The organism is Pseudomonas sp. CFBP 13719 (assembly GCF_014842095.1).
In the GTDB taxonomy this organism is placed as follows: Bacteria; Pseudomonadota; Gammaproteobacteria; order Pseudomonadales; family Pseudomonadaceae; genus Aquipseudomonas.
Genome location: NZ_JACYVB010000010.1, coordinates 43,583 through 68,524, shown reverse-complemented (window position 1 = coordinate 68,524; position 24,942 = coordinate 43,583). Strand labels below are relative to the sequence as shown.

Here is a 24,942-nt window from a genome sequence, read left to right as displayed (position 1 = left end):
TCAAGCGCAGTCCAGCCTGATGTAACAGGTGTCTCCCGCAGGTGTCGCCTGCCGCAAGCGAAGCGACACCTGTGGCGACACGACACCTCGCCACGGTAACAGCCAGCCCGCCACGGGCCGGCGTTTCAGGCCCTTGGCACCGCTCTTGCTATCGACCTTGGCAAACAACATCAATCCAGATTTCATTCGAGGAAAGACCTCATGGGTTCGCCAGTCATCAGCGGTTGGTACCACTCCCCCTTCGGCAAATTCGACCAGCTCGACCCCGAGCAGATGATGGCCGATGCGGCCGTGGCAGCGCTCGAGCATGCCGGGCTGGACGCCGAACAGATCGATTCGGTCCACGTCGGCCATTTCAACGCCGGCTTTCTCTACCAGGATTTCCCCTCCGCCCTGCTCGCCAACCACATTCCGGCCCTGCGCTTCACCCCTTCGGTGCGCGTGGAGAACGCTTGCTCCACCGGCTCGGCGGCGATCCATTCGGCGTTGCAGGCAGTGCTCTCCGGCCAGGCGCGCCACGCGCTGGTGGTGGGCTTCGAGAAGATGAACACGCTGCCCACGGACGAAGTCGGCAAGATCCTGCTCAAGTGCTGCTACGCCAAGGAGGAAGCACAGATCGAGGGCGGCTTCGCCGGGGTGTTCGGCACCATTGCCCAGACCTATTTCGACCGCTACGGCGACCAGTCGGACGCGCTGGCGATGATCGCCGCGAAGAACCACGCCAACGGCGCGTTGAACCCCTATGCACACATGCGTCGCGACCTGGGCTATGAATTCTGCCGCGAGCCGTCGGCAAAGAATCCGTTCGTGGCCGGGCCACTCAAGCGCACCGATTGCTCGCTGATCACCGACGGCGCGGCCGCCCTGGTCATCAGTCGCGACGACCATGCGCCCGGCCGTGGCCAGGCGGTGAGTTTCCGCGCCGCGGTGCAGGTCAACGACTACCTGCCGTTGTCGCGCCGCGACCCGACCTTCTTCGAAGGCGCAGCGCGTGCCTGGCAGCAGGCGCTGGGCACCGCTGGCCTGAGCCTGGCCGACCTGTCGCTGGTGGAGACCCACGACTGCTTCACCATTGCCGAACTGCTCGAATACGAAGCCATGGGCCTGGCCGAACGCGGCCAGGGCGCGCGGGTGATCGCCGAGGGCATCAGCCGCAAGGACGGCCGGCTGCCGATCAATCCTTCCGGCGGGCTCAAGTCCAAGGGCCACCCGATCGGCGCCACCGGCGTGTCGATGCACGTGATGGCGGCCATGCAGCTCAGCGGCCAGGCCGGCGACATGCAATTGGCCAAGGCCGACCGCGCCGGCGTGTTCAACATGGGCGGCGCCGCGGTGACCAACTACGTGAGCATTCTGGAGCGCGTGCAATGACCGGCATCGACAATGTGATGAACCTGGGCGAACTGCTCAACCAGATTGCCCGCCGCTACCCGGATGCACCGGGGTTCATCCGCGGTGACCAGGTGCACACCTGGCGCAGCATTTCGCAGCGGGTCGACAGCGTCGCCGCCGCACTGCGCGCACGCGGGCTGGGCAAGGGCGACAAGTTGCTGGTGCATTCGCGCAACAACCTGCCGCTGTTCGAGAGCGCCTGGGTGGCATTCCGGCTGGGCGCGGTATGGGTGCCGACCAATGTGCGCATCACCCCGCCCGAGGCGGCGTATCTGGGCAGTTCCAGCGGTGCGGTGGCCATGCTCTACGACGAAGGGCTGGCCCATTACGTGGATGCGGTACGCGCCCAGTCGCCGGCGCTGGTGCAGGTGATCGCCCTTGGTGAACCCCGCGAAGGCGAACTCAGCTACGGTCAGTTGCTGGACGAAGGCGCGCCGCACGCCAGCGGTTTCCGCCCCGCCGACGTGAATTACCATGACCCGCTGTGGTTTTTCTACACCTCTGGCACCACCGGCCACCCCAAGGCCGGGGTACTCACTCACGGGCAGATGGCCTTCGTCATCAACAACCACATCGCCGACCTGATGCCCAGCCTTACCCAGCATTCGCGTTCACTGGTGCTGGCGCCGTTGTCCCATGGCGCCGGCATCCATGCGCTGGTCAACGTCGCACGCGGCGCGGCCTGCGTGCTGCCGGCCGGCGATCGACTGGATTGCGACGAAGCCTGGCGCCTGGTGCAGGAACACCAGGTGGACAACCTGTTCGCTGTGCCGACCATCGTCAAGATGCTCACCGAAGACCCGGCCGTCGACCGCTACGACCACAGCAGCCTGCGCCAGGTGATCTATGCCGGCGCGCCGATGTACCGCGCCGATCAATGCCACGCCCTGCGCAAGCTGGGTAAGGTGCTGGTGCAGTATTACGGCCTGGGCGAAGTCACCGGCAATATCACCGTGCTGCCTGCCGATTGCCACGATGCCGAGGATTCGCCGGCAGCCAAGGTCGGCAGCTGCGGCTATCCACGCACCGGCATGCAGGTGGCGATTCTCGACGAGTCGGGCAAGGAACTGGCGACCGGCGAGGATGGCGAGATCTGCGTGCGCGGCCCGGCGGTGTTCAGCGGCTACTACAACAACCCGGAGGCCAACGCCAGCTGCTTCAAGCACGGCTGGTTCCACACCGGCGACCTGGGCCACGTCGACGAGCACGGCTACCTGTTCATCACCGGCCGGGCCTCGGACATGTACATTTCCGGCGGTTCCAACGTCTACCCGCGCGAGGTCGAGGAAGCCCTGCTGACCCACCCTGCGGTCAACGAGGTGGCCGTGCTGGGCATGCCGGACGCGAAATGGGGTGAATGCGGCTGCGCGGTGATCGTCACCACCGGCCCGGTCAGTGACGAGCAGTTGCTGGCCCATCTGGAGCCGCGCCTGGCTCGCTACAAATGGCCCAAGCAATTCGTGCGCTGGGACGACATGCCCAAGTCCGGCTACGGCAAGATCGTCAAGAAGCAGATTCGCGCACTGCTGCAGGAACGCGAGGAGGTGGCCTGATGAACCCCCATTTCGAACAGCGCGACGGCGTACGGGTGTTCGTCCACGGCGGGCCAGCCCAGCAGCCACGGCGGCTTGACCGCAGCGTGGCGCAGGGTGAAGAGTTGCGCATCGTGTTGCCATTGGCGTGCAACGTTGCCGAAGGTTTGCTCGCGGCCCTGCACGGGCGTCGCTACGGCAGTGCGGTGGGGCGGATCCTCTGTGGCGGCGCGGCGCACCTGAGCTATCACCGCATGGTGGTCACCGACAAGGCCGAGCGCCCCTACGACTACGGGGCGCCGGTGGTACTGGACGGCTACATCACGTTCATAAGCGGCGCCATCACCGTGGGCCGCGATGCGCAGAACATGCCGTTGCTGCATTGCCACGCCGGATTCCTGGATCGCGACGGGCAGCAGCACGGTGGCCATCTGGTGCTCGACAAACTGGTGGTCGGCAGCGAAAACCTGGTGATCCGCCTGTGCCTGTTCGATCAGGTCGCCTACCAGGCACAGCCCGACGCCGAAACCCACTTCAATCTGTTGCACCCGATCGACCAGGAGGCCTCATGAACGCCAGTGCCGTACTCGAACCCGACCTGTCTGCTTCCAGCATCCAGACCGGCCGCCTGGGCCGACTCGTGGTCGCCCGGCTCAAACCCAACGAAGACATCGTTGAAAGCGCCGAGGCGCTGTGCGCCAGTCACGGGATCGCCCTGGCCGTGATTCGCGGCGGGCTGGGCAGCCTGATCGATGCACAGCTGGGCTATCTGGGCCGGCACGGCATGAAGACCCTGAACGTGCCTGGGCCGGGGGTGGAAATTCTGAGCATCAGCGGCGAGATCGTCATCGGCGAAAGCCGCCTGCAGGCTGTGGTAGCGGACGCCGACGGCAACATCTTCGCCGGACGGCTGGAGCGCGGTCGCAACCTGTCGTTCATCACCGTCGAGCTGACCCTGCAGGAGTGGCTGCCGGACTGACGTCCCCCCGTGGCCCTCACGTAGGAGCGGTCTTCGGCCGCGAAAAGGCCACTGCGGTGTGCCAGGCGTACCGCGTCAGCCTTTCGCGGCCACGGACCGCTCCTACAGGGTCCTGCGCGGTTTTCGGTTCCCCGTAGGAGCGGTCATCGGCCGCGAAAAGGCCATCGCGGTGGGTCAGGCCGACCACGTCAACCCTTCGCGGCCACGGACCGCTCCTACAGGGTCCTGCGCGGTCTCCGGTTCCCCGTAGGAGCGGTCATCGGCCGCGAAAAGGCCAATGCGGTGTGCCAGGCATACCGCGTCAACCTTTCGCGGCCACGGACCGCTCCTACAGGGTTCTGCGCACGCTCGGGTCACTGTAGGAGCGGTCATCGGCCGCGAAAAGGCCATCGCGGTGGGTCAGGCCGACCGCGTCAACCCTTCGCGGCCACGGGCCGCTCCTACAGGGTTCTGCGCACTCTCGGGTTTGCCGTGCTGTCACTCCTGCCAGTGGCGACACTTGGACGTCTGGCCGACGCCCGGATTGAAGGCGTTGCACGGATCCAGCTGCTGGTAGAAGGCCTTGAGCGCCGGCTTGGCCGGGTACAGATGGCCGACGTTGTGCTCTGCCGGGTACTCGGCGCCGCGTTCGTCGAGCAGTGCCCACATGCGATGTTCCACCGCCAGGCAGTCGCTGCCCTTGCGCAGGATGTAGTCCTGGTGGAACACGTGGCAGAAGAAATGCCCGTAGTACAGCTTGACGATCATCTGCTGCTCGATGTCGTCGGGCAGCGTCTCGAACCACTGCCGATCGTTGCGTGCCAGGGCGATGTCCAGGGCCACGATGTCCTCTACTTCACGGTCATGCACCGCGCGATAGCGAACCGCCGCGCCGGCAGCGGCGAATCGATGCAGGAAGGCCTTGCTGCCCTCCTCTGCAGTACAACGGAAGAAATCCCCCTCGCGCCCGGCAAACAGTTCATCCAGCATCTTCTGGGTAGGCGCCACCGAGCCGGCTGACACCTTGAGCATCAGGTAATGCTCGTAACGCTGCCGAAAATCGCGGATGCGCGGTGGCAGGTGATCGGGGAAGCAGCGCGCGGCGACCTGCAGCACCCGGTCGGCCAGGTTCGCGCGCAGCCAGGGAAAGCGTTTGAGAAAGGTGTCGGCACGGCTCTTGAGGGCGAACATCCTGGGCAGGCGCTGCGTGCCCAGGTGATGGATCATCAGGAAGGTGTCCTTGCCATACTCGGCAGCCACGTCGTAGGCGTCGCGGTGCATGTACTCGCCGGCGATCGGCAGTTCGTCGAACTGCTCGAGCATGTGCCGGCGAATCTGCGTGAGGTCGGCGGTGTCGTTGCTGCCGATGTAGAACACGGCGGTGTCGCGCTCGGCGGCGAAGGTGTCCAGGCGCACGGCGAACACCGCCAGCTTGCCGGCACTGCCGCTGGCCTCGTGCAGGCGCTGGTGGTCGGCGTTGAAGCGCGCCGGGGTGGGCGCGTCGACCTCGCGCACATAGGCGGCATAGCCATGGTCGGAACCGAGCCCGGCATCGGCCTTGATGTCGGCGGCGGTGTAGCGCTGGGCGTCGAGGTTGTCGAGGATCTGCTCGGGCGTATCGCCCAGCTCCACGCCCAGGTGGTTGACCAGCTGCAAGGTGCCGTCCGCGCCGAGCTGGGCATACACGGCCATCTGCGTATAGGCCGGGCCGCGACGTACCAGCGAGCCGCCGGAATTGTTGCAGACTCCGCCGAACACCGAGGCCCCGATGCACGAAGAACCGATCACCGAATGGGGCTCGCGGCCCAGCGGCTTGAGGACCTTTTCCAGCTGATCGAGGGTGGAACCGGGAAAACAGATGACCTGGCGGCCTTCTTCGATCACGTGCACCGTGCGCATGCGCAGGGTACTGATGATCACCACTTCGCGGTCGTAGCCGCCATCGGGGGTGGAGCCCCCGGTCAGGCCGGTGTTTGCCGCCTGCATGATGACGATCACGTCCGCCGCCACGCAGGCCTTGACCACCTGCCACTGCTCCAGCAGTGAGCCGGGGCGGACCACGGCCAGCGCGTTGCCGCTGCCGAAGCGAAAGCCCTGGCGGAAGCGTTCGGTCTCGGCCGACTCGGTCAGCACGTGGGTGGCGCCGACGATGCCGCGCAGTGCGCTGATCAACTCGCTCATTGCGGCACCACCGCGACCGCATCGACTTCGATGAGCATGCCGTCCAGGGCCAGGCGCGGCACCGGGATCAACGTGCAGGCGGGGGTCATCTCGCCGCCCCACGCCTCGCGCAGGGTGTCGCTCCAGATGGCCAGGCGCTCGTGGTCGTGGTCGACCACCAGCACGGTCAGCTTGGCGACGTGGCAATAATCGGCACCGACCGAAGCCAGCGCGGTGCGCAGGTTGGCCAGGGCCTGCCCGACCTGCAGCTCGAAGTCCGGGGAAATGCTGCTGTCCAGGCTTTCACCGCCCTGGCCTGCGATGAACAGCAACTTGCTGCCAGCGGCGACCTGGGCCACATGGGAGTAACCATAGGGCGCCGGATCGAAAAGGCCGGGCGGGTTGCTGAGCGTGAGCGGGGCGAGGTCGGGCATGGGCAGGCTCCTGTTGGCTGACAGACCTTACCCTAGCACGGCTGGCCGGGCACATCGCGGCTTCTTCAGGCGTCTTTCGGCCAGCCCCCACCGAGAGCCCGATACAGACGCACACGGTCGATCGCCGCCGCGGTGGCACTGTCGACCAACTGGGTTTGCGTGGCCAGCAGCGCGCGCTGTACACCCAGCACGTTGATGAAGTCGGTGGCGCCCTGATTGTAGCGGTCGCGGGCAGTGCCCAGGGCCACGGTGTTCTGCCGCACTGCCTCGCCCAGCGCCGCGTGGTGCTGCTGTTCGGCGGCATAGTCGCTCATGGCATCGTCGACCTCGTGCCAGGCCGCCAGCACCACCCGTTGGTAGTCCAGCGCCGCTTGCTGCTGCTGGTGCTCGCGCAGCTCGAGGGTGCCGGTCAGTCGCCCACCCTGGAAGATCGGCAGGTACAGGCTGGGGCCGAGCGACCAGCTGCGTGAATCCCAGCCGCCCAGGTCCGAGCCGGCCAGCGCCTGAAAACCGAAGCTGGCGCCCAGGCTGACCCGCGGATAGAAATCCGCCTTGGCCACGCCGATGGCCGCCGTGGCCCGGTGCAGCGCGGCTTCGCTGCGCTGGATGTCGGGCCGCCGCCGCGCCAGCTCCGAGGGCACCCCCATGGGCACGTCCGGGGCGGGGTTGGGAATGGCTTGCGGGGTGCGCAGTTCGTCGGCCAAAGCCCGGGGCGGTTCCGCCAGCAGGTAGCTCAGGGCGTTGATCAAGCGGTCCTGTTGCGCCTGCAGCATCGGCAGCGAGGCTTCGATGGTTGCCACCAGTGCGGCAGCGTTGGCAGTGTCCAGGTTGGTGGTGACGCCGTTGTCGTACCGGGTCTGCGTCAGACGCTGGCTTTGCCGGGCTATTTCCAGGTTCTGCCGCGCCACCGCCAGGCGTGCCTGCACGCCGCGCAGGCGGATGTAATCGGTGGCGGTGCGCGCCGCAATACTCAAGCCGACCGCATCGCGCTCGGCCTGGCTGAACTGGACGTCGGCCTCGGCCATCTCCACGCTGCGCTGGACATGGCCCCAGAGGTCCACTTCCCAACTGGCGTCGAGCGCCCCGCTCCACAGTTCGAAAGGGGCCCGGCCGTTCTGGCCGGACGGATCGTTCAACCCCTCGCCACTGTTGCGCTCGCGCTGGTAGCCACCGCGCGCACTGAGCCCGGGCAATTGCTGGCTGCCGCTGACCTGGCGCAGGGCCTGGCTCTGCTGCACGCGGTTGCCTGCCGAGCGGATGTCCAGGTTGGCCTTGGCCGCGCGGGTGACCAGCGCGGTCAGTTGCGGGTCACCCAGCTGCTGCCACCAGGCGGCGTCCAGCGCTGCATCGGCGCGCGTCCCGGCGCTGTCCTGCCAGTGGGTTGGCAGCGCTGCCCGAGGACGATGGAAGTCCGGGCCGACGCTGCAGGCGCCCAGGCTGCTCAGGGCGAAAACCAGCAATGCACGTTTCATTTCACGGCTCCTGGGTGGTATCTACCGACGCGACCACCGACAGGCCGACCCGCAGACGCTCAAGGTGCGGTTGGTCGGCCTCGAACACCACCTTGACCGGGATGCGCTGCACCACCTTGGTGAAATTGCCGGTAGCGTTGTCCGGGCTGATCGGCGCGAACGACAGGCCGGTGGCCGGTGCCACGCTGTCGATGTGGCCGCGGAAAACCTGGTCGGGGATGCTGTCGACACGAATCTCCACGCGCTGCCTGGCGTGCATGTGCGCCAACTGGGTTTCGCGGAAGTTGGCGACCACGAACGCTTGGTGCAGGGGCACCAGGGCCAGCAGGGGTCGGCCGGGCGCGACGTAGGCGCCCACACGCACCGAGCGCTGGCCGATCATGCCATCGGCGGGTGCCAGAATCTGCGTGTACGACAGGTTCAGCTCGGCCTGCTGCAATGCCGAGCGATCCTTGTCCACTGCTGCCTCGGCCACTTCCAGTTCGGCCTTGAGCACGTCCAGGGTGCGCTGGGCCGCGACCCGCGAGGCCGCATCGCGATCACGCGAGGCCTCCCAGCCCTGCAGCTCGGCCTCGGCCTTTTGCCGCTCTTCCTGGGTGCCGGCGCCGGCCTGGGACAGGTTGCGGTAACGCTGGGCGTTGGCCTGGGCAAACTTCAGCGAAGCGGCGGTGGCACGGGTCGCGGCGCTGGCCTGGTCGATCACGGCCGCCTGACGCTCGATGCTGGCGCGCAGATTCTTCACCTGCGCCCGTGCGGCACTGACATTGGCGTGGGCGGCTGCGACCGAGGCCGCGTAGTCCCGCTCGTCCAGCCGCGCGAGCAACTGCCCGGCCTGGACCGATTGGTTGTCCTGCACCAGCACCTCGGTGACCACTCCGGCCACCCGTGGCGCCACCAGCACCGAGTCGGCGCGGATGTAGGCATCGTCGGTGCGCTGCACACCATCGCTGTGCAGCACGTGATAAAGGCCATAGGCCGCGCAGACGAGGATGGCGGCGCCAATAAGGGATACAGCGGTTCGGTTGTTCATAACGGGTTTCATGACGGTACCGGGGGTTGCGGTGGATAGGCGCGCTTGGGCAGGGTCACCAACACCACCAGCAGCACGGCGATGAAGGCCAGCAGCGCCAGGAACGCGTCGCTGTAGCTGAGCACGAATGCCTGCGCGCGCACCCGACCGGCCATCTCGGCGGCTGGTTCGCCATAGAGGGGCAACAGGCTCTGGTAGCTGTTGCCGACCTGGTCGAGCAAGGTGTTGGAGTGCAAGTGCTCGCGGGCGGTGACGAAATTTTCCAGCACCACGCCGGCCACCACTGAAGACAGCCCGCGTAAGGTGTTGACCATGGACGAGGCGAACGGACCCTCCAGCGGATGAATCACGCCGGTGGCGATCATCAGCAACGGCACCACCACCATCGGCTGGCCGAACGTGTGCAGGGCCTGCAACAGATAGAAGTCGTCGCGGATCCATTCACCGGTGATCTGCGAGCCACCCAGCAGGGCCAGGGTCAGCAGGCCGAAACCGGCCGCCATCACATAGCGCGAATCCACCCAGTTGCGGTTGATGACAAACGCTACCAGTGGCGCGACAAGCAGTTGCGGCAAGGCGATGCACAGTGCGGTGGGCATGGTCTGCAGCGGCCGGTAGCCCTGGATGTGGGTCAGGTAGCCTGCCGGAATCGCGCTGCCGGCCATGCCGACGAACAGAAACAGGCACAGCGTGGTGATGCCGAAAGCGAAGTTGCGCCGCGCCAGCAACTGCAGTTTGAACAGTGGCAGCGGGTGAAACCACTCGTTGAGCAGAAACAGCGGCAGGCAGACGCCGGCGCCGATCAGCAGCAAAGCGATCAAGGGCGACTCGAGCCAGTCCAGCCGTTCGCCCTGGGTCAGGCCGATGATCAGCATGCTGATGCCCGCGGTGCCCAGCAAGGCACCGCGCCAGTCGGCCTGCCTGAAGCGCTCCAGGCGCAGAGGATCCTGAGGCAGGCCATAGGCAATGCAAGCGGCGCCGATGAGGCAGGCCGGGATGATCTGCCAGAACACCATGCGCCAGTCACCGCCCTCGGTCCACATTGCGGCGAGCGGCATCGCCAGGTTCGGCCCGAAGGTGGCGGTAAGCGCATAGGCCGACAGCCCGTATAACTTGATGTGCCAAGGCAGAAAACGCAGCGCGGCGGTCATCAGCAGCGGCGGCAGCGCCCCTCCGGCAAGGCCCTGAAGCACGCGCAGCAGCAGCAGGCTTTCCAGGTTGGGCGCAAACGGGCACAGTGCGCCGAAGCCGGCGAAGGCCACAGTGACCACGATGGCGAAGCGGCGCAGCGAAAACGTCACCGCCAGCCAGGGCGCCAGCAGCATCGCCGACACCTCGGCTGCCGCGTAGGCGGAACTGATCCAGCTGCCTTCATCGTGGCCAAAGCCGTAGATGCCCAGCAGGTCGGCCAAGGTGATGTCGGTGACACGGTCATTGATGCCGGACGTCAGCGCGGCGATCAATACGCCGATCAGACCGAGCGCCAGACGCCCGCCGAAAGGGGCCGGGGCCGGAGGTGAAGATGGGGACACAAAGAGATCCTGCTGGCGGCAACCAACGACAGGCTGACTGTTGGCTCGGTAACCTGTTGGCTCGGTGACTAATGCGATACACTGTACCGATCAGCGATACAAAAGGCAAATTGCATGAGCAGCGACAATGATCGCAACGGCATTCAAGTCATTTCCCGGGCAGCGGCTATCCTGCGCTGCCTCGAAAGCGAACCGGACGGTCTGAGCCTGGGGGCGATCGCCAGGCGCATCGACTTGCCCCGCTCCACGGTGCAGCGGCTGGTCGACGCCCTGGCCCACGAAGAGCTGCTCAAGGTGCATGGCGCCGGTGGCGTATGCCTGGGCCCGGCCTTGATGCGCCTGGCCTCCAACAGCCATGTCGACATCATCCAGCAGGTACGCCCCTATATGGAGGCAATCACCGAGCGCACCGGAGAAACATCGGTGCTGGTCAACCGCAACGGCACCCATCTGATGCTGCTGCACTCGGTGGTGTCGCCGCAGCCGCTGCGCGTGGCGCCCTCCTCCGGCAGCTTTCTCAGTGTCTACGCGACGTCGGGGGGCAAGGCGCTGCTGGCCAAGATGAGCGACGAAGCCGTAGTGCAACTGCTCGGCCCGGTGCTCGAGCCGCTCACGCCGAGCACGCCGGACCTGCCGCACCTGCTTGAACAACTGGCTGAGGTCCGCGCGCGCGACTATGCCTGCGACGCCAATGAGCACATGATGGGCGTTGGTGCCATGGCCGTGGCCCTGCAGACCTCGCAAGGGCAGTACGCCCTGGCGCTGGTTGGTCCGGTATGGCGGGTCGAGGCTCAGCATGAGGCGTTTCGCCAGGCGTTGTTCGAGACCCGCCAGACTTTGACGCGCGCCTTGGGCGCAGGCCTGCGCCCAGACGAGACGTCGTCAATTTGAAACAAAATGCCACTATCTTGATTGGCACAAGTGCCGAACCTAAAGGCAACATGACACTCAGAGAGTCGCCCCTGCCACAGGATAACAGGCAGGAAAAACAAAGACAGGGAGACCCAGGCGGCTGCACGCAGCACGCATTGGCCGGGTGTGTCAGCTAACCCAAAGAGAGTTCAAGACCCATCCTATGAAAACTTTGAGCAACTGTGCCCGGCAGTTGAAACGCTACTACTACGCATTGCCCGCCGTGCTGCTGGCCGGTACCTGTTCTTTCCTTGCCTTCGAAATCAGCGACAGCCGTGCGGCTCCAGTGGATGGCACGCAGACCCTGGTGTTCCTGCGCCACGCCGAGAAACCCGCCGGTGGCCTTGGCCAACTCAATTGCCAGGGCCTCAATCGCGCGCTGAACCTGGCAGAGGTGCTGCCCCAGCGGTTCGGCAACGCCGATTTCGTGTTCGCCGCCGACCCTGGCCGGCACGTGGAGGAAGGCGAGAACGACGAATCCTACAGCTACCTGCGCCCGCTGATGACCATCAGCCCCAGCGCCATCAAGCTCGGCCTGCCGGTGAACATCGAGTACGGCGCCAACGACACCCAGGACCTGGCCAAGGAGCTGATGCGCGACAAGTACCACAATGCAGTCATCTATACGGCCTGGTCGCATGGGTACCTGCCAGAGCTGATCAACGAGGTGGCCGGCCGCGCCGTAGGTCAGAAGATGAACATCACCGACGACTGGGAGTCCGGCGATTTCGATTCACTCTACGTGCTGACCCTGACCTGGCACGACGGCAAGGCCAGCCTGCTCTCGCGCAACGTCAAGCAGGGCCTGGACAACGGCCATACGGCTTGCCCGGCCTGACCACTGCCAGGGTCGTGTGAGCGGCACCAAGCGTTGCGAGGGAGGCTCGGGTATACTGCCCCTCCCTTTCAACGTGCTTGCCCCGGAGTCACCATGCCTGTCAGTCAACACCCCGATGCCGATCCGATCGTCCAGGACGCCGAGCTCGACAGCCAGGCAGCGATCCCGGCGTTCACCTTCCCGTTCAAGCCCGGTGCCTTCGCAGCCAAGGAAGCGGCGCGTTACCCTGGCGCCGGCAAGTCGAACCACGACAAGACCCCAGGCCGCGCGCCGAACGGTACCCGCCGCTCCATGGGCAAGCGCTAAGGCGCCTGCCGCAGGCAAAACCCTAGAATGCAGAACGACAAAGCCACCCTTGGGTGGCTTTGTGGTTTTCAGGGCTTGTGCCGCTGCTGCGAATACTGCCGCGCGATGATCGGCACGATACGCCGTCCGTCGTGCCAATAGCGCCCTGCCAGGCGACGCGGCTCGCTGAGGATGCGGTGCAGCCACTCCAGTGAGAGCTTCTGCACCCACATCGGCGCGCGCTGCACCTTGCCCGACAGGAAGTTCAGCGCAGCGCCCGTGCACAGGCCCACGCCGTGGGCACGACCGCGGTCGGCGATCATCTTGCACAGCAGTTCCTGGCGCGGCGAACCGACCGACATGATCACCAGTTGCGCCCGGTGCTGTTCGACGAACTGCAGGGTGGCTTCCACTTCTGCAGGGTTGTCGATAAAGCCCATCGGCGGGTTGTAGTGCAGGAACGTCACCGCCGGGTAGCGCTGTGCCAGCACCTGCAGCACATCGGTGGTCGAACCGACGACCGTTACGGTCCAGCCTTCACGCTGGGCTTCGTCCATCACCGACACGGTCAGGGTGCTGCCGGGAATGGCCTCCGGTACACCGGCGTCGAACTTGCGCAGCACGGGCATCAGTACCCGGCTATCGCAGACCCGGTAGGCCGCCGCGTCGTAGGCGTTGCGAAAAACCGAGTCGTTTTCAAGCAGCACAACGTGGTTCACGTTGGCGGTAACCACGTAGCCAAACGGCTTGTTCACGTCGCCCTTGATGGCACGGATCAAGTGCGTTTGGTCACCTTTGTAAAAATCTATTCCAAAAACTTTCATCCAGGCCGTCCTATCAGTTCTAGAATGCGTTAATGCAGCGCCATAGAAAGGCTGCGGGAGCTTGGACGATTCGGCTTATTCGTCTGAAGCATGGTAATTGACTGGTTTCCATCCATAGGCTGAGCCAATGAACAGCAAAAGGTTGTATTCACGTGCAGATTCCGGGCGCGCAGTACCTTTCGTGCCTCAACTCCACCCATCTCGTTCTCGTCGTGCACTGCTGAGTGCGGCGATGGCGCTGGTGCTGGGCTCGGGCGCCGCATTCGCGGATGTGCCGATGGTTCAGATCAACGTATCGGGGGCAGAGTTCTCCGAGAATGCGTTTCCGGGCGTGGAAGGTACGCACTATTTCTTTCCGCGCGAAGGTTTCTTTGCCAATTGGAAGCGTCGTGGCATTCAAAGCGTGCGTTTCCCGCTCAAGTGGGAGCGCTTGCAGCCCACGCTGGGTGGGGCATTCGACCCGACCTATGCCAAGTTGATCGACAAGATGCTGGTGCAGGCTGCACAGGCGAACATGCAAGTGATCCTGGACGTGCATAACTATGGGCGCTACCGCGGCAAGATCATCGGCACCAAGGAAGTCACCGTGGCTCACTACAAGAACCTCATGACTCAGATGGCCCGCCGCTGGAGCCCCTACAGTGCGCTGGCCGGCTACGACCTGATGAACGAGCCGCACGACGAATCCGATGCCATCTGGCCGACCGCGGCGCAGGCTGGGATCGACGCCATACGCAGCATCGACAAGACTCGTCCGATCTACGTCGAGGGCCGCTCGTGGGCCAGTGCCGAACGCTGGCCGCACTATAACGACGAGTTGCTCAAACTCAAGGACCCGTCGAACAAGCTGATCTTTTCCGCGCATATCTACATCGATCCCGACGGCAGTGGTAACTACAAGAATCGAATTTCCGGCAAATGGGATCCGGATATCGGGGTAAACCGGGCCAAACCCTTCGTCGAGTGGCTCAAGCGCAATGGCAAGAAAGGCCACATCGGCGAGTTCGGCGTTCCTGACAATGACCCGCGCTGGCTGGACGCGGCCGAGCGGCTGCACAAGTACCTGGCCCTGCAGTGCATGCCGCTCACCTACTGGTCGAGCGGCCCTTACTGGGGTGGCTACTTCATGGCGGTCGAGCCGATCAACGGCAAGGCGCGTCCTCAATGGTCGGTCATGGGCAGGTACCTGAAAGAGCCGAAGTGCAAGGCTATCGGCCCGACCTGATCGGCAGTCCCATGGGGCCGGCCGGTCGTCCCAGCGGACGATCGGCCGGTTGCGATGCCGGCACCCTCACCTGACCGTAATAGACGAATGCCGCAACCGCGAGCGCTGCGATGTTGCCGTCGTACATCATGGCCGGCGACAGGAACAGATTGATCAGGTTGAAGCACATGTCCAGGACGAAGGCAGCCAGCAGGTCGCCTTTGTTGCGGCACTGACGGCTGATTCTCCAGAATCCGACGAAGTACACCAGAATGATCAGCGGCATGATGAAGCCGTAGCGATACAGCACGCCCAGCAAGCCCACGTCCGACAGGTAGAAGTACGAGCTGTACAGGCGCGAGAACCCGCCCTGCCACTGCAGCGACAACGCCCCCATCCCTACGTACCAGTTAGCCGCGGTGTCACGCAGGATGATCGCCGTGGTATCGGCACGCACCCCGCCCGGCTCGGTCGCTTCCTGCACCAGGGCCATCAGTCGCTCGTACTGCGCTTCGAACGGCGCCGGCATCACCATGTAGGCGATCCCGCCCACCACGATCATTGCCAGGCCCAGCTTGACCAGCACATGCAGGTGCGCACGGAAGATCCACAACGCCGCCAGGGTCCACACCAGCATCGTGTTACGCGTCTGCAGAACCAGCCACAGGTAGGCGGCGAACAGGCCGAGCAACAGCACCGGGACCAGTTCGATACGACGGCGCAGGCGGTACATCAGCATCATCGCGCACAGCGACACATACGACCCGCCAATGCTGAAGCGATCCGGACGCAACGGGTTCAGGCCGTAGTCCTTCTCGTCGACGTTGAACGCGACCGCGGCGTTTTCCGGGACGATCTTGAAGTAGTAGAGAAAACCTACCGCGACGCATGCCAGGCCACCGATCAGGAAATAGCGCTCGAGCTGCTCCTGGGTCGGTTGTGCCTTCAACATCAGGTACAAGGCCGGGAAGAACAGCAGGTAGAGGAAGTTGCGGCGCTCTTCGAGCAGGCCGTAGAACAGCGGCTGCTCGAAGTGATACCAGGAGAACAGTGCGGACATCACCGGCAGGGCCACGCCCATGAACAGGATCCACATACTGGCCCGCGACTGCCACGGGCGTTGCCACATGGCCAGCAACAACACCGCTGCGCCCACCACACCGGCCAGGTACAGCTCACGCAGGTACGGCAGCCCCGCCAGCTTGTTGTCGGTCAGAAAAACGAAGCCGGAGTTGACCACCACCAGCAGGCACAGCAACGTGCGCGGATTGAACAAAGCCTGGAGCATGTCCGTTACCTCGTGGACGATAGATCACTCAGCGCCATTTGAACGCCAAGCCCTCGGTGATGCCCTTGATGCCGAACTTGATGTTCTTGGCACTGCCGCGGTTCTGCAGCACGGTGATCGCGCCCAGCGCAATCGCCGAGACGAAGGTGCACGCGGTCGAATGAAAGCGCTTGTTGTACATGATGGCCGCGCGGTTGCGATAGAAGTGGAACATGTGGCTGCGCCCACGGGTGCTGCCGCTGTCGCCATGGCGAGCGAAGCTGTTCAGAGCGACACGACCATGCCAGCCCACGGCGGCAGCGCGACGCTCCCAATCCACTTCTTCGGAGTACATGAAGTAGCGGTGGTCCATCATGCCGACCTCTTCGATCACCTCGCGGCGCACCATCAGGCTGGCGCCCATCAGGTAGTCGGGCTCGGGCAGGCCCGCTGTGGCCAGTTGCGTGCGATCCAGGTTCTTGCCCATCAGCTTGGTCTTGCCCAGCCAGGGGAACAGCATTCCGCCACCCACGCACTGGACCACCTGTGGCCGGTCCGAATACACCAGCACGGACGCCGAGAAACCGCACTTGGGCGACTGTTCCAGGGTATCGCGCAGCGCTTCCAGCGCACCGGCCTCGACGGTCACGTCGTTGTTGAGCAGCCAGATGTAGCGATAGCCTGCGCGTATCGCGTAGTCGATGCCCACGTTGTTGCCGCCGGCGTAGCCGTGGTTGCCTTCGTTGACGATCAGTACGCGCTCGTGCGGTGTGTCATAGCTGCCGGCGGCGCGCTCGTCGATCACCCGTACGTCCGGGCCGGTCGAGTCATTGAGGAACTGCTTCAGGCGCGACACGCTGTCGTCCTTGGAATCGTTGTCGATCACCACGACCGGAACGCGGCAGTGCGCGTCCAGAGCACGGATGCAGTCGATGGTGGTATCGGCGCCATTCCAGTTGAGGATGATCGCGCATACGTCATTATTGGATCTGGTCATGCTTCAGCCTCCTGTAGAGTGCCACGCTGGCGGTTCTGCCAGGCACGCGCCTTGAATACGACGATCGACAGCATCGCCAGATAGATGAAAATGTTTGCCGCCGCGATGGCCATCACCACCGCCAGGGCCGAGCCGCCCCAGAAGGCGCCCAGGGCCACCGCGCCGAAGCGCAGCGAAGTCGCGAAGACTTCGAAGCCCAGGAAGTAGGCCTGCAGGCGCAAGGCCGGGATGGCCACTTCGCACGGCATCGCCGCGAACCGGGCCAATTCCGCCAGGGCCAGCCAGCGCGCGTATTCGCCCGCTTCGTGCCACTGGGCACCGAAGGCCACGGTGAACAGCCAGGGCCCGGCAATGACCAGGATCAGGAAACCCGCCGAGCCGATCGCCGTCATCGCGCCGACGCCCTTGAGCAGCAGGCCGACCACCGCTTCACGCGCATGGACTGCGGCGGCGATGCGCGGGTAGAAGACGCTGCCCATGGCCTTGCCGATGAAGTTGCTGGGCATTGCCAGCACTTGCAGGCACAGGGCGAAATAGCCGGCCGGTATGGCGCCGAACAGCGAGGCCAGTACCAGTGTGGGCATGTGCACCGACAAGGCGTTGATCAACACCTGCGGAGCACGGAAAAGTGGGAAGTCGCGGTATTCGCTGGCCAGTTGGCGCAGGGTCTTGCGCGGCGCTTCGTCGGTTTCGGCAACCTCGGCCGGGGCCGGTTTGCTCATGGCCATGCCGATCAGGATCAGCAGGCTGTGCACCACGTAGTACAGGGCACTGGTGACCACCAGCATGGTTGCGCTGTTGTTGAACAGGCCGCCGACACTGCGCATGCCGTTGTACACCAGCGCATGGCTGGTGGCGGCACGGGCGGTCAGGCGATAGCGACCATGGCGATAGAGCCACTGCTGCAGCACTTCGAGCACCGCCGAGCTGAACATTACCAGCGGCAGCAGCATCAGATATGGGGTGAGCAGTGACAGGTTCCAGCGTTCGGCCAGCATCGGCCCCCACCACAACAGCACGCCGGCAACCAGTATGGAAACCAGCAAGGCGACCACAGTCGCCAGTTTGGCCAGTCCGCTGGCGTCGCGGTGGGTCTGCGGCAGGACGATGGCCATCGACCAGGTCAGGCTGCAAGCCGGAATCAGAATGATCGTCAGGCTGAGGAAGGTACCCACCACCCCGAACGCTTCGGGGCCGTAGATACGCATGATCACCGGGATCAGCGCGAGGTTGATCAGCTGCGCGCCGGCGGAGCCGCCGAGCGCGGTCGCCAGATTGCGCACCATGCGGTTCTGGCGCAGCTGTTGAATGAGGCCGGGGGCCGGTGCCGGCCCCTGGCTCAAATCGTGTTCCATCCCAGCCTCCGGGCTCAATAGATGTTCCGTGAGAACAGGGTGAACGGGGTCTTGATCAGGATCTTGATGTCCAGCCACAGCGACCAGTGATTGATGTAGGCCAGGTCACGCTCCAGGCGCCCCTGCATCTTGTCCAGGGTATCGGTTTCGCCACGGAAACCGCTGACCTGGGCCAGACCGGTGATGCCCGGCTTGATGCGATGACGTGCCATGTAGGCCATCAACTTGTCGCAGTAGTAATGGTTGTGGGCGATGGCGTGGGGACGCGGACCGACCAGGGCCATTTCGCCGCGCAGCACGTTGATCAGTTGCGGCAGCTCGTCGAGCGAAGAGCGACGCAGGAACGCACCGACGCGGGTGACGCGCGAATCGTTGCGGGTGGCCTGCTTCACTTCCTGGTCGTCGTGCATGCGCATCGAACGGAACTTGTAGACGTGGATCACGGTGCCGTTGCAACCGTCGCGACCCTGGCGGAAAAACACCGGCCCTGGCGAGGACAGCTTGACCGCCACTGCGCAGCTGATCAGCACCGGTGCCAGGGCGATGATCGCCAGCAGCGCCAGGCTGCGGTCGATCAGGTCCTTGGCCATGGCCGCAGCAGGGTGCGAACTCAGCGGGGTTTCGTTGAGGTAGATGGCCGGGAACTGTTCGATCTGCGAGATCGACTGGTTGAGCAGCATCATGCTGCCGAAGTCCGGCACCCAGACCACGTCCACCGCCAGGTCGAGCAGGTCGACGTAGATCGATTCGATCTGCACCATGCGATCCAGTGGCAGGGCGATGTACACCCGACGCACTTGCTCGCGCTGAACGATGTCGCGCAGTTCGTCGAAACCGCCCAGGTGCGGCACGCCCGGCACCGGTACCCAGTCGGCGTCGACTTCGGCGTCGGGCGCGATCACGCCCAGCACTGGTACGCGCGGCTTGAGCTGGCGCGCCAGCTTGCCGGCCAGTTCACCGGCGCCGATGATCACGGCCTTGCGCTCGTTCTTCAGGCGCTGGTTGTGGCGGTTGAGCAGGAAGCGCAGCGGGATGAACGTTGCCGCCTGGGCGAGGAAGCCGTAGGCGATCAGCTTGACGGCCATGCCGGGCGCCAGCGTCTGCGGGCTGCCACTGAGCCAGATGACCACGGCCAGGGCCGCGACCAGGGTCAGCCAGCCGCCGAGCAGGCGCAACAGGCCGCTGAGGTAGTTCAGGCGCTTGTGGTAGACGTGCAGGAAACTGTAGACGGGGACCGAAGCGAGAACCCCGATCATCATCAGGACCCGATACTGGGGCGGGAATTCGTTGAAGTGTGCGTACAGGACACTGAATGTCAGCGCGCATGCCAGGGTGGCACCCGCGAGCCACATGGTCCAGAACGTCAGGCCCCGACGATTTACCATCGGGTGCAAGCGAGGCGCAATCATAGATGTATCCTCTGCAGACAAGTGCGGCGTGGTTGGGCATTTTCCGTAACGCGACCAGCCGTGCGCACGGCTCACCCCGAAGGGAGAGCGGCGCGGCTGCAAGGTCGGAAAGGTTTACTGGGCCGGGGCTGCCGGCAGGTAGTCATAGTAGTGGTCGCGACGCTGACCGGGTTCGGGACGCGACACCTGGTTGAGGACCACACCAGTGATCGGCGCGCCGGTCTGCAACAGCTGGCCGATGCTCTTGCGCACGAGCGGCATGCTGGTGGCTTCGGACTTGATCACGTAGATCACCGAATCGGCCATGCCGCACAACAGTGCTGCGTCGCTCACCGACTGGCTGGCCGGGGTGTCCAGAATCACGCGGTCGTAGCGGTGGCGTGCCCACTCCAGGAAAGTCTGCATGCGCGTGCTGGCCAGCAGTTCCTGCGGGTTGTACGGCATTTCACCGGCGCAGATCACGTCCAGGCTACCGATGGTCTGCAGGCAGTCATCGACGCCCGCCTTGCCCGCCAGCAACTCGGCCAGGCCGATGTGCTGAGCGTCCAGGCCCAGGTTGGTTGCCACTTTCGGACGGCGCAGGTCGGCTTCCACCAACAGCACGCGTTCGACGCGGGCCATGGCACCGGCCAGATTGATCGCCAGGGTGGTCTTGCCTTCGCCCGGAGTGGTCGAGGTCAGGACCAGGGTCTTGCGACGTACATCGTCGTCGTTGAGCATCACGCCGGTGCGCAGGGTACGTACGGCTTCGGCGAATGCCGCGTCGTCGTTGCGCTCGAACTGGCGGTGGATGCGCGAACGGTTGCGGCGCTTGAGCAACGGCACCACGCTCAGTACCGGCAGCTGCAGGGCACGCTCGACGTCGGCGCTGTTCTTGAAGCTGTTGTTCAGGGCTTCACGCAGCAGGGCAATGGCGCAACCGGCGATCAGCGACAGCAGCGCGGCCAGCACTACCAGAATGGCCTTGCGCGGCGTAGTCGGGAACAGCGGCGCGATGGCAGGGTCGACCACGCGGGCATTGCCCGAGACCAGGTCGGCAGTCGCCATGGTTTCGCGCAGCTTGGTCATGAACGTGTTGTACACGTCACGGTTGCTGTCGACATCGCGCTGCAGTTCACGCAGGGCGAACTCCTTGCGGGAGATGTCCTGGATTTCCTGCTTGTTGGTGTTGAACGAGGAGCGCAACGAGTTCTCGTTGTCCTGCGCCAACTGATAGTTGTGCTGCAGGCCGGCGACGACCTGGCTGACCTGGCTGCGCAAGCTGGCCTGGGCGGCTTGCAGTTCGGAGCGTGCGGCAACCATCTGCGGATGCTTGTCGCCGTAGCGCTGGCTGTACTCGTCGACCCGCGCCTGGGCAGTGGCGGCCACGGCCTGGAACTGCTGGATCACCGGGTTGTTGATGACCGCAGGCACGCTGGACAGGTCCAGGTTGCCACCGCGGGCCAACAGACCCTGTACCTGACGGTACTGGCTCTGGGCATCGGCACGTTCGCGGCGCGCATCGACCAGACGGTCGCTGGTACGGGCCAGTTCGTTGGCGGTGATGGTAGCCACGCCGCCGACATCGACCAGGCCCTGGCCGTCGCGATAAGCCTGCAACTTGCTTTCAGCCTGCTGCAACTGGGTACGCAGCTCGACCATGCGGGTGTTCATCCAGCGGCTGGCGGTCAGCGACTCCTGCTGCTGCGAGTTCTGCCGGCTGGCCAGGTAACCCTGGGCCAGGGCGTTGGCGGTGGCCGCACCGGTTTCGGCATCGGCCATGGTCACGCCGATGCTGACCAGGTGGCTCTTGCCCACGACGGTCACGCTGGTGCGCTGGCGAAGTTCCATCACGGCGCTGTTGAACGCCTGCTGCTCGGTGTAGTTGAGCTCCTGGTGCCAGCTCTGCGGGAACCAGTCGGCATGCCAGTTGGACAGCTGGGCCTTGATCTTGGCCAGGCGCGACTGCTTCTGCCGTGGGTCCAGTTCCTCGTGGTGCGACAGGTCGAGCTCGCGCACGGCGCGCTCGGCCACTTCGCGACTCTGGATCAGGCCCATCTGGGTCTGCAGGTAATCGCTGTTGGGATCGGGACGGTCCGGCGTCTGCTGGAACGTGATGACCTGGTTGCCGCTGGGCTCGATGACCAGAGTGGCGACGGAGCGATAGGTCGGGGTCATGTTCAGCGCGTAGATCACGGCGGCGGCGGTGCCTACCGCGAACACGCCGAGGATCATGCCGCGGCGACGCCACAGCGTACGCCACAGTTTGCGCGAATCCAGCGCATCGCGTTCTTCTGACGCGGGCACAGCCTGCCAGGGAGCAACGCCCTGGCTGTTTCTTACGGCAATCTGGCTCATGTCAGAAGAACCCCTGGTCAATGGTGATGGTGTCGCCCGGTTCTACCGGTGTTGCCAATTGGGCCGCTTTGGCACTGCCGCCGCGATTGATGTTGATGCGGTTGACCGAAGCACGCTCGGTCAGGCCGCCGGCCAGCGCGATGGCACGGTCCATGGTCAGGCCCGGCTTGTAGGGATACCCACCCGGCGCCTTGACTTCGCCGCCAATATAGAAGGGGCGGTATTCGACCACGCTCACGGTCACTTTCGGATCTTTCAGGTAATCACCGCTCAGACCCTTGGTGATGACGCGTTCGATCTCGTCGGTGGTCTTGCCCAGGGCTTTCACGTTGCCGAGAAAGGGATAGGAAAAGGTACCGGAATCGTTGAGGTGGACTTCTTCGTTGGTCAGATCGGGTTCACCCAGTACGGACACCCGGATGACATCGCCCGAAGCGAGTTTGTAGGCATCGGCCTGGGCTCCCAGGCTGAACAGTGCCAGTACGACAATCAATGCATGCTTGAACATGGTGGCTTCTCCCCTTTGGGTTGAGTTCACAGGGACAGCTTGAGGCTGAGCAGGTAGATGTTGCGAACGTAGTCTTCGCTGTTCACGTTCGAGTTGTTGTCGACGCGGCTGTAGCCCAGGCCAACCTCGGCCCAGCGGCTGGCGGTGTAGATGATCTCGGCGCCGGCGGCGTTCTGCTTGTCGTCGCGACCGCCCGTGCCCAGGTACTCGCGATCTGCATAGCGATAGTTGACATCGGTGGCGAAGAACGACGACCAGCTGTGGCGCCAGCCCAGGCGGCTGCTGGTCACGTGTACGGTGTTGGCACCGTCGTCACCTTCGTCGAAGGCGCGGCGCATGTTGACCGAGATGGTGGAATAGGTGCGTGGCTTGTAGTCCATGCCCACTTCCCAGGTGCCGCTGCCGTAGTCGTTGCTCTGCGAGCTTTCGAAATCCTTGCGCTCGTAACCCAGACGGGCGGTACCGCTGAGCTTGGCGGTGACATCGCGGTCGATACCGAACAGCACGCGGTTGCCCTTGCTGTTGCGACGATCGAAGTCCAGGTAGTCGTAGTCGACGTGGTCCAGTTCGACCAGGGCGCGGGTGCTGCCGCCCAAACGGTGGAACCAGGTGCCAGTGACGCTGGTGGCGTCGTATTCCTTGTCATCGTTGATGCCGTCGGCGTTGCGATAACGCTGCTGACGATAGCCGCCACCGAGCTCGATCTGGTTCAACGCGCTGAGCGCGCCGAAGGTGTACTTCAGGCGACCGCCCTGGCGGGTGTACTTGTCGTTTTCCCGCGCGTCGGCGGAATCCACGGTCTCTTCACCGCGCTTGTAGTCCAGCGTGGCGTCCAGGCGGTTGCGCGAATCGAACGCCCAGATACCGCCCAGCTCGGCGTCGTGGTCGATGTGGCTGGCGTCGGCGTGGTCCAGGTAGGTCTGGCTGTCGGCCGAGTAGCGGAACTTGTAGCCGGTGTTACGGGTTTCGCGGGTAAACAACAGGGTCGGCTTGACCGAGGTGATCCACGACGCGTCCTCATTGCGATCCACTGCACGGAAGTTGTCGTCGTAGCGTTCGCTTATCTCCAGAGTCGGAGTGAAGTTCACGGGACCAAGCTCGACTTTTGCCGGTTCCAACGCCCAAGCGCTCAAGGGCCAAGGCGCCAGCGCCAGGCATGCCATCCACTGTTGTTTATTCATATCCATTCCCACTGCCGTGATTCGGGGTAGACGCCAAGGGCGCCTAGAAAGAAAAGCCGATTTCGTTGCGTCGCAGATCTGCCTCGACCATCATTCGGCACAGCTCTTCGAGACTGGTCTGCGGCTGCCAGCCCAGTATCTCACGCGCCTTGGCCGGGTCACCGATCAACAGATCGACTTCGGCCGGACGGTGAAACATCGGGTTGACCTTGACCAGCACCTTGCCGGTCGCGCGGCAGGTGCCGCATTCCGCATCATCCTTGCCCGACCAGTCCAGGCTGATATCCACCGCCTTGAACGCCATGCTGACGAAATCGCGCACGGTTTCGGTACGGTTGGTCGCCAACACGAACGTGTCGGGTTCGTCGGCCTGCAGCATGCGCCACATGCCTTCCACGTATTCCTTGGCGAAACCCCAGTCGCGCTTGGCGTCGAGGTTGCCCAGTTCGAGCACGTCGAGTTTGCCCAGCTTGATCTTGGCCACGCTGTCGGTGATCTTGCGGGTCACGAACTCACGGCCGCGCAGTGGCGACTCGTGATTGAAGAGGATGCCGCTGGTCGCGAACAGCCCATAGGACTCGCGGTAATTGATGGTCATCCAGTGGGCGTAGAGCTTGGCGACACCGTACGGGCTGCGCGGATAGAACGGCGTGCTCTCGATCTGCGGGATCGCCTGCACCTTGCCGAACATTTCCGAGGTAGACGCCTGGTAGAAGCGGATCTTCGGGTTGACGATGCGGATCGCTTCGAGCAGGTTGACCACCCCTACCCCGGTGATCTCGGCCGTGGTCAACGGCTGGTCGAAAGACACGCCGACGAAACTCTGCGCCGCAAGGTTGTAGACCTCGGTGGCTTCGGTGTTCTGCAGCAGGCGAATGCTGGCCGACAGGTCGGTCAGGTCGTACTCGACCAGGTGCAGGTTGGCATGGGTAGCGACACCCAGCTCTTCCAGGCGCCAGAAGTTCACCGAACTGGTGCGTCGGTAGGTACCGTAGACGGTGTAGCCTTTTTCCAGCAAAAGCTGCGTCAGGTAGGCTCCATCCTGGCCGGTTACACCGGTGACAATCGCTTTCATGCAAATCTCCAGAGTCTTTGGTAAGCAACAACGACCGGTGCAACGCCAACGGCACATCCTGCGAAGCTGACCTTGGACAAGCTATTGCGACAAGGTTCAGTCCGGACGTCGGTTAAACGCAGCATCGGAGCAAAAAAACAGGTACACGCCTCATTCAGTGCTCAATGGCGCTGGAACGAGGCGGTGTGACCGAGGCATTGGCGATCTCGTGCGACCAAAAGGTCGCTGTTTGTCAGTGCC

22 protein-coding genes are annotated in these 24,942 nt (G+C 64.3%); 8 read left to right on the top strand and 14 right to left on the bottom strand.

Annotated features, from left to right (window positions below; genetic code table 11):
* The first annotated feature begins 201 nt into the window (after window positions 1-201).
* The 4 genes from IFT57_RS23655 to IFT57_RS23640 are packed head-to-tail and all read left to right on the top strand — an operon-like array spanning window position 202 to window position 3,903.
* Entirely contained in the window at window positions 202-1,371 is a 1,170-nt protein-coding gene (locus tag IFT57_RS23655) for an acetyl-CoA acetyltransferase (RefSeq protein WP_122795607.1), read from the top strand.
* Complete coding sequence (locus IFT57_RS23650; RefSeq protein WP_199869088.1) at window positions 1,368-2,945, top strand: acyl-CoA synthetase; 1,578 nt, start codon at window positions 1,368-1,370, stop codon at window positions 2,943-2,945. Before IFT57_RS23655 ends, IFT57_RS23650 begins: the two co-directional genes overlap by 4 nt.
* Window positions 2,945-3,496, top strand: coding sequence for a hypothetical protein (locus IFT57_RS23645; RefSeq protein ID WP_122714217.1), 552 nt, complete (start codon window positions 2,945-2,947; stop codon window positions 3,494-3,496). The genes IFT57_RS23650 and IFT57_RS23645 overlap by 1 nt, the downstream gene beginning before the upstream one ends.
* Complete coding sequence (locus tag IFT57_RS23640) at window positions 3,493-3,903, top strand: PPC domain-containing DNA-binding protein (RefSeq protein ID WP_122714218.1); 411 nt, start codon at window positions 3,493-3,495, stop codon at window positions 3,901-3,903. Before IFT57_RS23645 ends, IFT57_RS23640 begins: the two co-directional genes overlap by 4 nt.
* Before the next feature lie 477 nt (window positions 3,904-4,380).
* Here IFT57_RS23640 and dld read toward each other — a convergent pair whose 3' ends face one another.
* The 5 genes from dld to IFT57_RS23615 all read right to left on the bottom strand — a co-directional run bounded on the left by dld (window position 4,381) and on the right by IFT57_RS23615 (window position 10,510).
* Window positions 4,381-6,063 carry a D-lactate dehydrogenase gene (dld, locus tag IFT57_RS23635; RefSeq protein ID WP_192152859.1) on the bottom strand — a complete coding sequence of 561 codons (1,683 nt, stop codon included), beginning with the start codon at window positions 6,061-6,063 and terminating at the stop codon, window positions 4,381-4,383.
* Window positions 6,060-6,476, bottom strand: coding sequence for a RidA family protein (locus tag IFT57_RS23630; protein WP_192152858.1), 417 nt, complete (start codon window positions 6,474-6,476; stop codon window positions 6,060-6,062). The genes dld and IFT57_RS23630 overlap by 4 nt, the downstream gene beginning before the upstream one ends.
* A 65-nt stretch (window positions 6,477-6,541) precedes the next feature.
* On the bottom strand, window positions 6,542-7,948 hold the full coding sequence (locus IFT57_RS23625) for an efflux transporter outer membrane subunit (protein ID WP_192152857.1): 1,407 nt from the start codon (window positions 7,946-7,948) through the stop codon (window positions 6,542-6,544).
* A 1-nt stretch (window position 7,949) separates the two neighbouring features.
* The gene (locus IFT57_RS23620) at window positions 7,950-8,978 is read right to left on the bottom strand and encodes an HlyD family secretion protein (RefSeq protein ID WP_244657415.1); all 1,029 of its coding nucleotides are present in this window, start codon (window positions 8,976-8,978) and stop codon (window positions 7,950-7,952) included.
* 8 nt (window positions 8,979-8,986) lie between these two features.
* Window positions 8,987-10,510 carry an MFS transporter gene (locus IFT57_RS23615; protein WP_342030377.1) on the bottom strand — a complete coding sequence of 508 codons (1,524 nt, stop codon included), beginning with the start codon at window positions 10,508-10,510 and terminating at the stop codon, window positions 8,987-8,989.
* A 114-nt stretch (window positions 10,511-10,624) separates the two neighbouring features.
* Here IFT57_RS23615 and IFT57_RS23610 point away from each other — a divergent pair, with 114 nt between their 5' ends.
* The 3 genes from IFT57_RS23610 to IFT57_RS23600 all read left to right on the top strand — a co-directional run bounded on the left by IFT57_RS23610 (window position 10,625) and on the right by IFT57_RS23600 (window position 12,566).
* Window positions 10,625-11,401 carry an IclR family transcriptional regulator gene (locus IFT57_RS23610; protein WP_192152856.1) on the top strand — a complete coding sequence of 259 codons (777 nt, stop codon included), beginning with the start codon at window positions 10,625-10,627 and terminating at the stop codon, window positions 11,399-11,401.
* Window positions 11,402-11,585: 184 nt separating this feature from the next.
* A complete protein-coding gene (locus tag IFT57_RS23605; protein WP_122795600.1) occupies window positions 11,586-12,260 on the top strand; it encodes a histidine phosphatase family protein in 675 nt (224 codons plus the stop codon).
* Window positions 12,261-12,353: 93 nt separating this feature from the next.
* A complete protein-coding gene (locus IFT57_RS23600) occupies window positions 12,354-12,566 on the top strand; it encodes a hypothetical protein (protein ID WP_122795599.1) in 213 nt (70 codons plus the stop codon).
* A gap of 68 nt (window positions 12,567-12,634) precedes the next feature.
* On the opposite strand, the gene IFT57_RS23595 is transcribed toward IFT57_RS23600, so the two are convergent.
* Window positions 12,635-13,369, bottom strand: a complete 735-nt coding sequence (locus IFT57_RS23595; protein ID WP_192152855.1) for a WecB/TagA/CpsF family glycosyltransferase — start codon at window positions 13,367-13,369, stop codon at window positions 12,635-12,637.
* Window positions 13,370-13,550: 181 nt separating this feature from the next.
* On the opposite strand from IFT57_RS23595, the gene IFT57_RS23590 reads away from it, so the two are divergent.
* Window positions 13,551-14,594 (top strand): glycoside hydrolase family 5 protein, encoded by a 1,044-nt coding sequence (locus IFT57_RS23590; RefSeq protein ID WP_342030376.1) that lies wholly within the window; start codon window positions 13,551-13,553, stop codon window positions 14,592-14,594.
* Here the strand turns inward: IFT57_RS23590 and IFT57_RS23585 are convergent.
* The 8 genes from IFT57_RS23585 to gmd form a co-directional block, all read right to left on the bottom strand.
* A complete protein-coding gene (locus IFT57_RS23585; protein ID WP_122795596.1) occupies window positions 14,578-15,861 on the bottom strand; it encodes a hypothetical protein in 1,284 nt (427 codons plus the stop codon). The two genes, IFT57_RS23590 and IFT57_RS23585, sit on opposite strands and share 17 nt — an antisense overlap.
* A gap of 28 nt (window positions 15,862-15,889) precedes the next feature.
* On the bottom strand, window positions 15,890-16,837 hold the full coding sequence (locus IFT57_RS23580) for a glycosyltransferase family 2 protein (protein WP_122795595.1): 948 nt from the start codon (window positions 16,835-16,837) through the stop codon (window positions 15,890-15,892).
* A complete protein-coding gene (locus IFT57_RS23575) occupies window positions 16,834-18,192 on the bottom strand; it encodes a lipopolysaccharide biosynthesis protein (RefSeq protein ID WP_122714742.1) in 1,359 nt (452 codons plus the stop codon). Before IFT57_RS23575 ends, IFT57_RS23580 begins: the two co-directional genes overlap by 4 nt.
* A 14-nt stretch (window positions 18,193-18,206) precedes the next feature.
* A complete protein-coding gene (locus tag IFT57_RS23570) occupies window positions 18,207-19,601 on the bottom strand; it encodes an undecaprenyl-phosphate glucose phosphotransferase (protein WP_122478513.1) in 1,395 nt (464 codons plus the stop codon).
* 114 nt (window positions 19,602-19,715) lie between these two features.
* Window positions 19,716-21,938, bottom strand: coding sequence for a GumC family protein (locus IFT57_RS23565; protein WP_122478515.1), 2,223 nt, complete (start codon window positions 21,936-21,938; stop codon window positions 19,716-19,718).
* A gap of 1 nt (window position 21,939) precedes the next feature.
* Window positions 21,940-22,446, bottom strand: a complete 507-nt coding sequence (locus IFT57_RS23560) for a polysaccharide biosynthesis/export family protein (RefSeq protein ID WP_122478517.1) — start codon at window positions 22,444-22,446, stop codon at window positions 21,940-21,942.
* Between the two features lie 26 nt (window positions 22,447-22,472).
* Window positions 22,473-23,627 (bottom strand): outer membrane beta-barrel protein, encoded by a 1,155-nt coding sequence (locus IFT57_RS23555; RefSeq protein ID WP_192152854.1) that lies wholly within the window; start codon window positions 23,625-23,627, stop codon window positions 22,473-22,475.
* Window positions 23,628-23,670: 43 nt separating this feature from the next.
* Window positions 23,671-24,702, bottom strand: a complete 1,032-nt coding sequence (gene gmd, locus IFT57_RS23550; RefSeq protein ID WP_122795594.1) for a GDP-mannose 4,6-dehydratase — start codon at window positions 24,700-24,702, stop codon at window positions 23,671-23,673.
* Window positions 24,703-24,942 lie beyond the last annotated feature (240 nt).

Bases quoted from the DNA above. Each gene is read 5' to 3' on its own strand.
- gmd (WP_122795594.1), bottom strand. From the start codon at position 24,702: ATGAAAGCGATTGTCACCGGTGTAACCGGCCAGGATGGAGCCTACCTG.
- IFT57_RS23580 (WP_122795595.1), bottom strand. From the start codon at position 16,837: ATGACCAGATCCAATAATGACGTATGCGCGATCATCCTCAACTGGAAT.
- IFT57_RS23560 (WP_122478517.1), bottom strand. From the start codon at position 22,446: ATGTTCAAGCATGCATTGATTGTCGTACTGGCACTGTTCAGCCTGGGA.
- IFT57_RS23650 (WP_199869088.1), top strand. From the start codon at position 1,368: ATGACCGGCATCGACAATGTGATGAACCTGGGCGAACTGCTCAACCAG.
- IFT57_RS23570 (WP_122478513.1), bottom strand. From the start codon at position 19,601: ATGATTGCGCCTCGCTTGCACCCGATGGTAAATCGTCGGGGCCTGACG.
- IFT57_RS23625 (WP_192152857.1), bottom strand. From the start codon at position 7,948: ATGAAACGTGCATTGCTGGTTTTCGCCCTGAGCAGCCTGGGCGCCTGC.
- IFT57_RS23565 (WP_122478515.1), bottom strand. From the start codon at position 21,938: ATGAGCCAGATTGCCGTAAGAAACAGCCAGGGCGTTGCTCCCTGGCAG.
- IFT57_RS23555 (WP_192152854.1), bottom strand. From the start codon at position 23,627: ATGAATAAACAACAGTGGATGGCATGCCTGGCGCTGGCGCCTTGGCCC.
- IFT57_RS23600 (WP_122795599.1), top strand. From the start codon at position 12,354: ATGCCTGTCAGTCAACACCCCGATGCCGATCCGATCGTCCAGGACGCC.
- IFT57_RS23595 (WP_192152855.1), bottom strand. From the start codon at position 13,369: ATGAAAGTTTTTGGAATAGATTTTTACAAAGGTGACCAAACGCACTTG.
- IFT57_RS23575 (WP_122714742.1), bottom strand. From the start codon at position 18,192: ATGGAACACGATTTGAGCCAGGGGCCGGCACCGGCCCCCGGCCTCATT.
- IFT57_RS23605 (WP_122795600.1), top strand. From the start codon at position 11,586: ATGAAAACTTTGAGCAACTGTGCCCGGCAGTTGAAACGCTACTACTAC.
- IFT57_RS23655 (WP_122795607.1), top strand. From the start codon at position 202: ATGGGTTCGCCAGTCATCAGCGGTTGGTACCACTCCCCCTTCGGCAAA.
- IFT57_RS23620 (WP_244657415.1), bottom strand. From the start codon at position 8,978: ATGAACAACCGAACCGCTGTATCCCTTATTGGCGCCGCCATCCTCGTC.
- IFT57_RS23585 (WP_122795596.1), bottom strand. From the start codon at position 15,861: ATGCTCCAGGCTTTGTTCAATCCGCGCACGTTGCTGTGCCTGCTGGTG.
- IFT57_RS23640 (WP_122714218.1), top strand. From the start codon at position 3,493: ATGAACGCCAGTGCCGTACTCGAACCCGACCTGTCTGCTTCCAGCATC.
- IFT57_RS23645 (WP_122714217.1), top strand. From the start codon at position 2,945: ATGAACCCCCATTTCGAACAGCGCGACGGCGTACGGGTGTTCGTCCAC.
- IFT57_RS23630 (WP_192152858.1), bottom strand. From the start codon at position 6,476: ATGCCCGACCTCGCCCCGCTCACGCTCAGCAACCCGCCCGGCCTTTTC.
- IFT57_RS23610 (WP_192152856.1), top strand. From the start codon at position 10,625: ATGAGCAGCGACAATGATCGCAACGGCATTCAAGTCATTTCCCGGGCA.
- dld (WP_192152859.1), bottom strand. From the start codon at position 6,063: ATGAGCGAGTTGATCAGCGCACTGCGCGGCATCGTCGGCGCCACCCAC.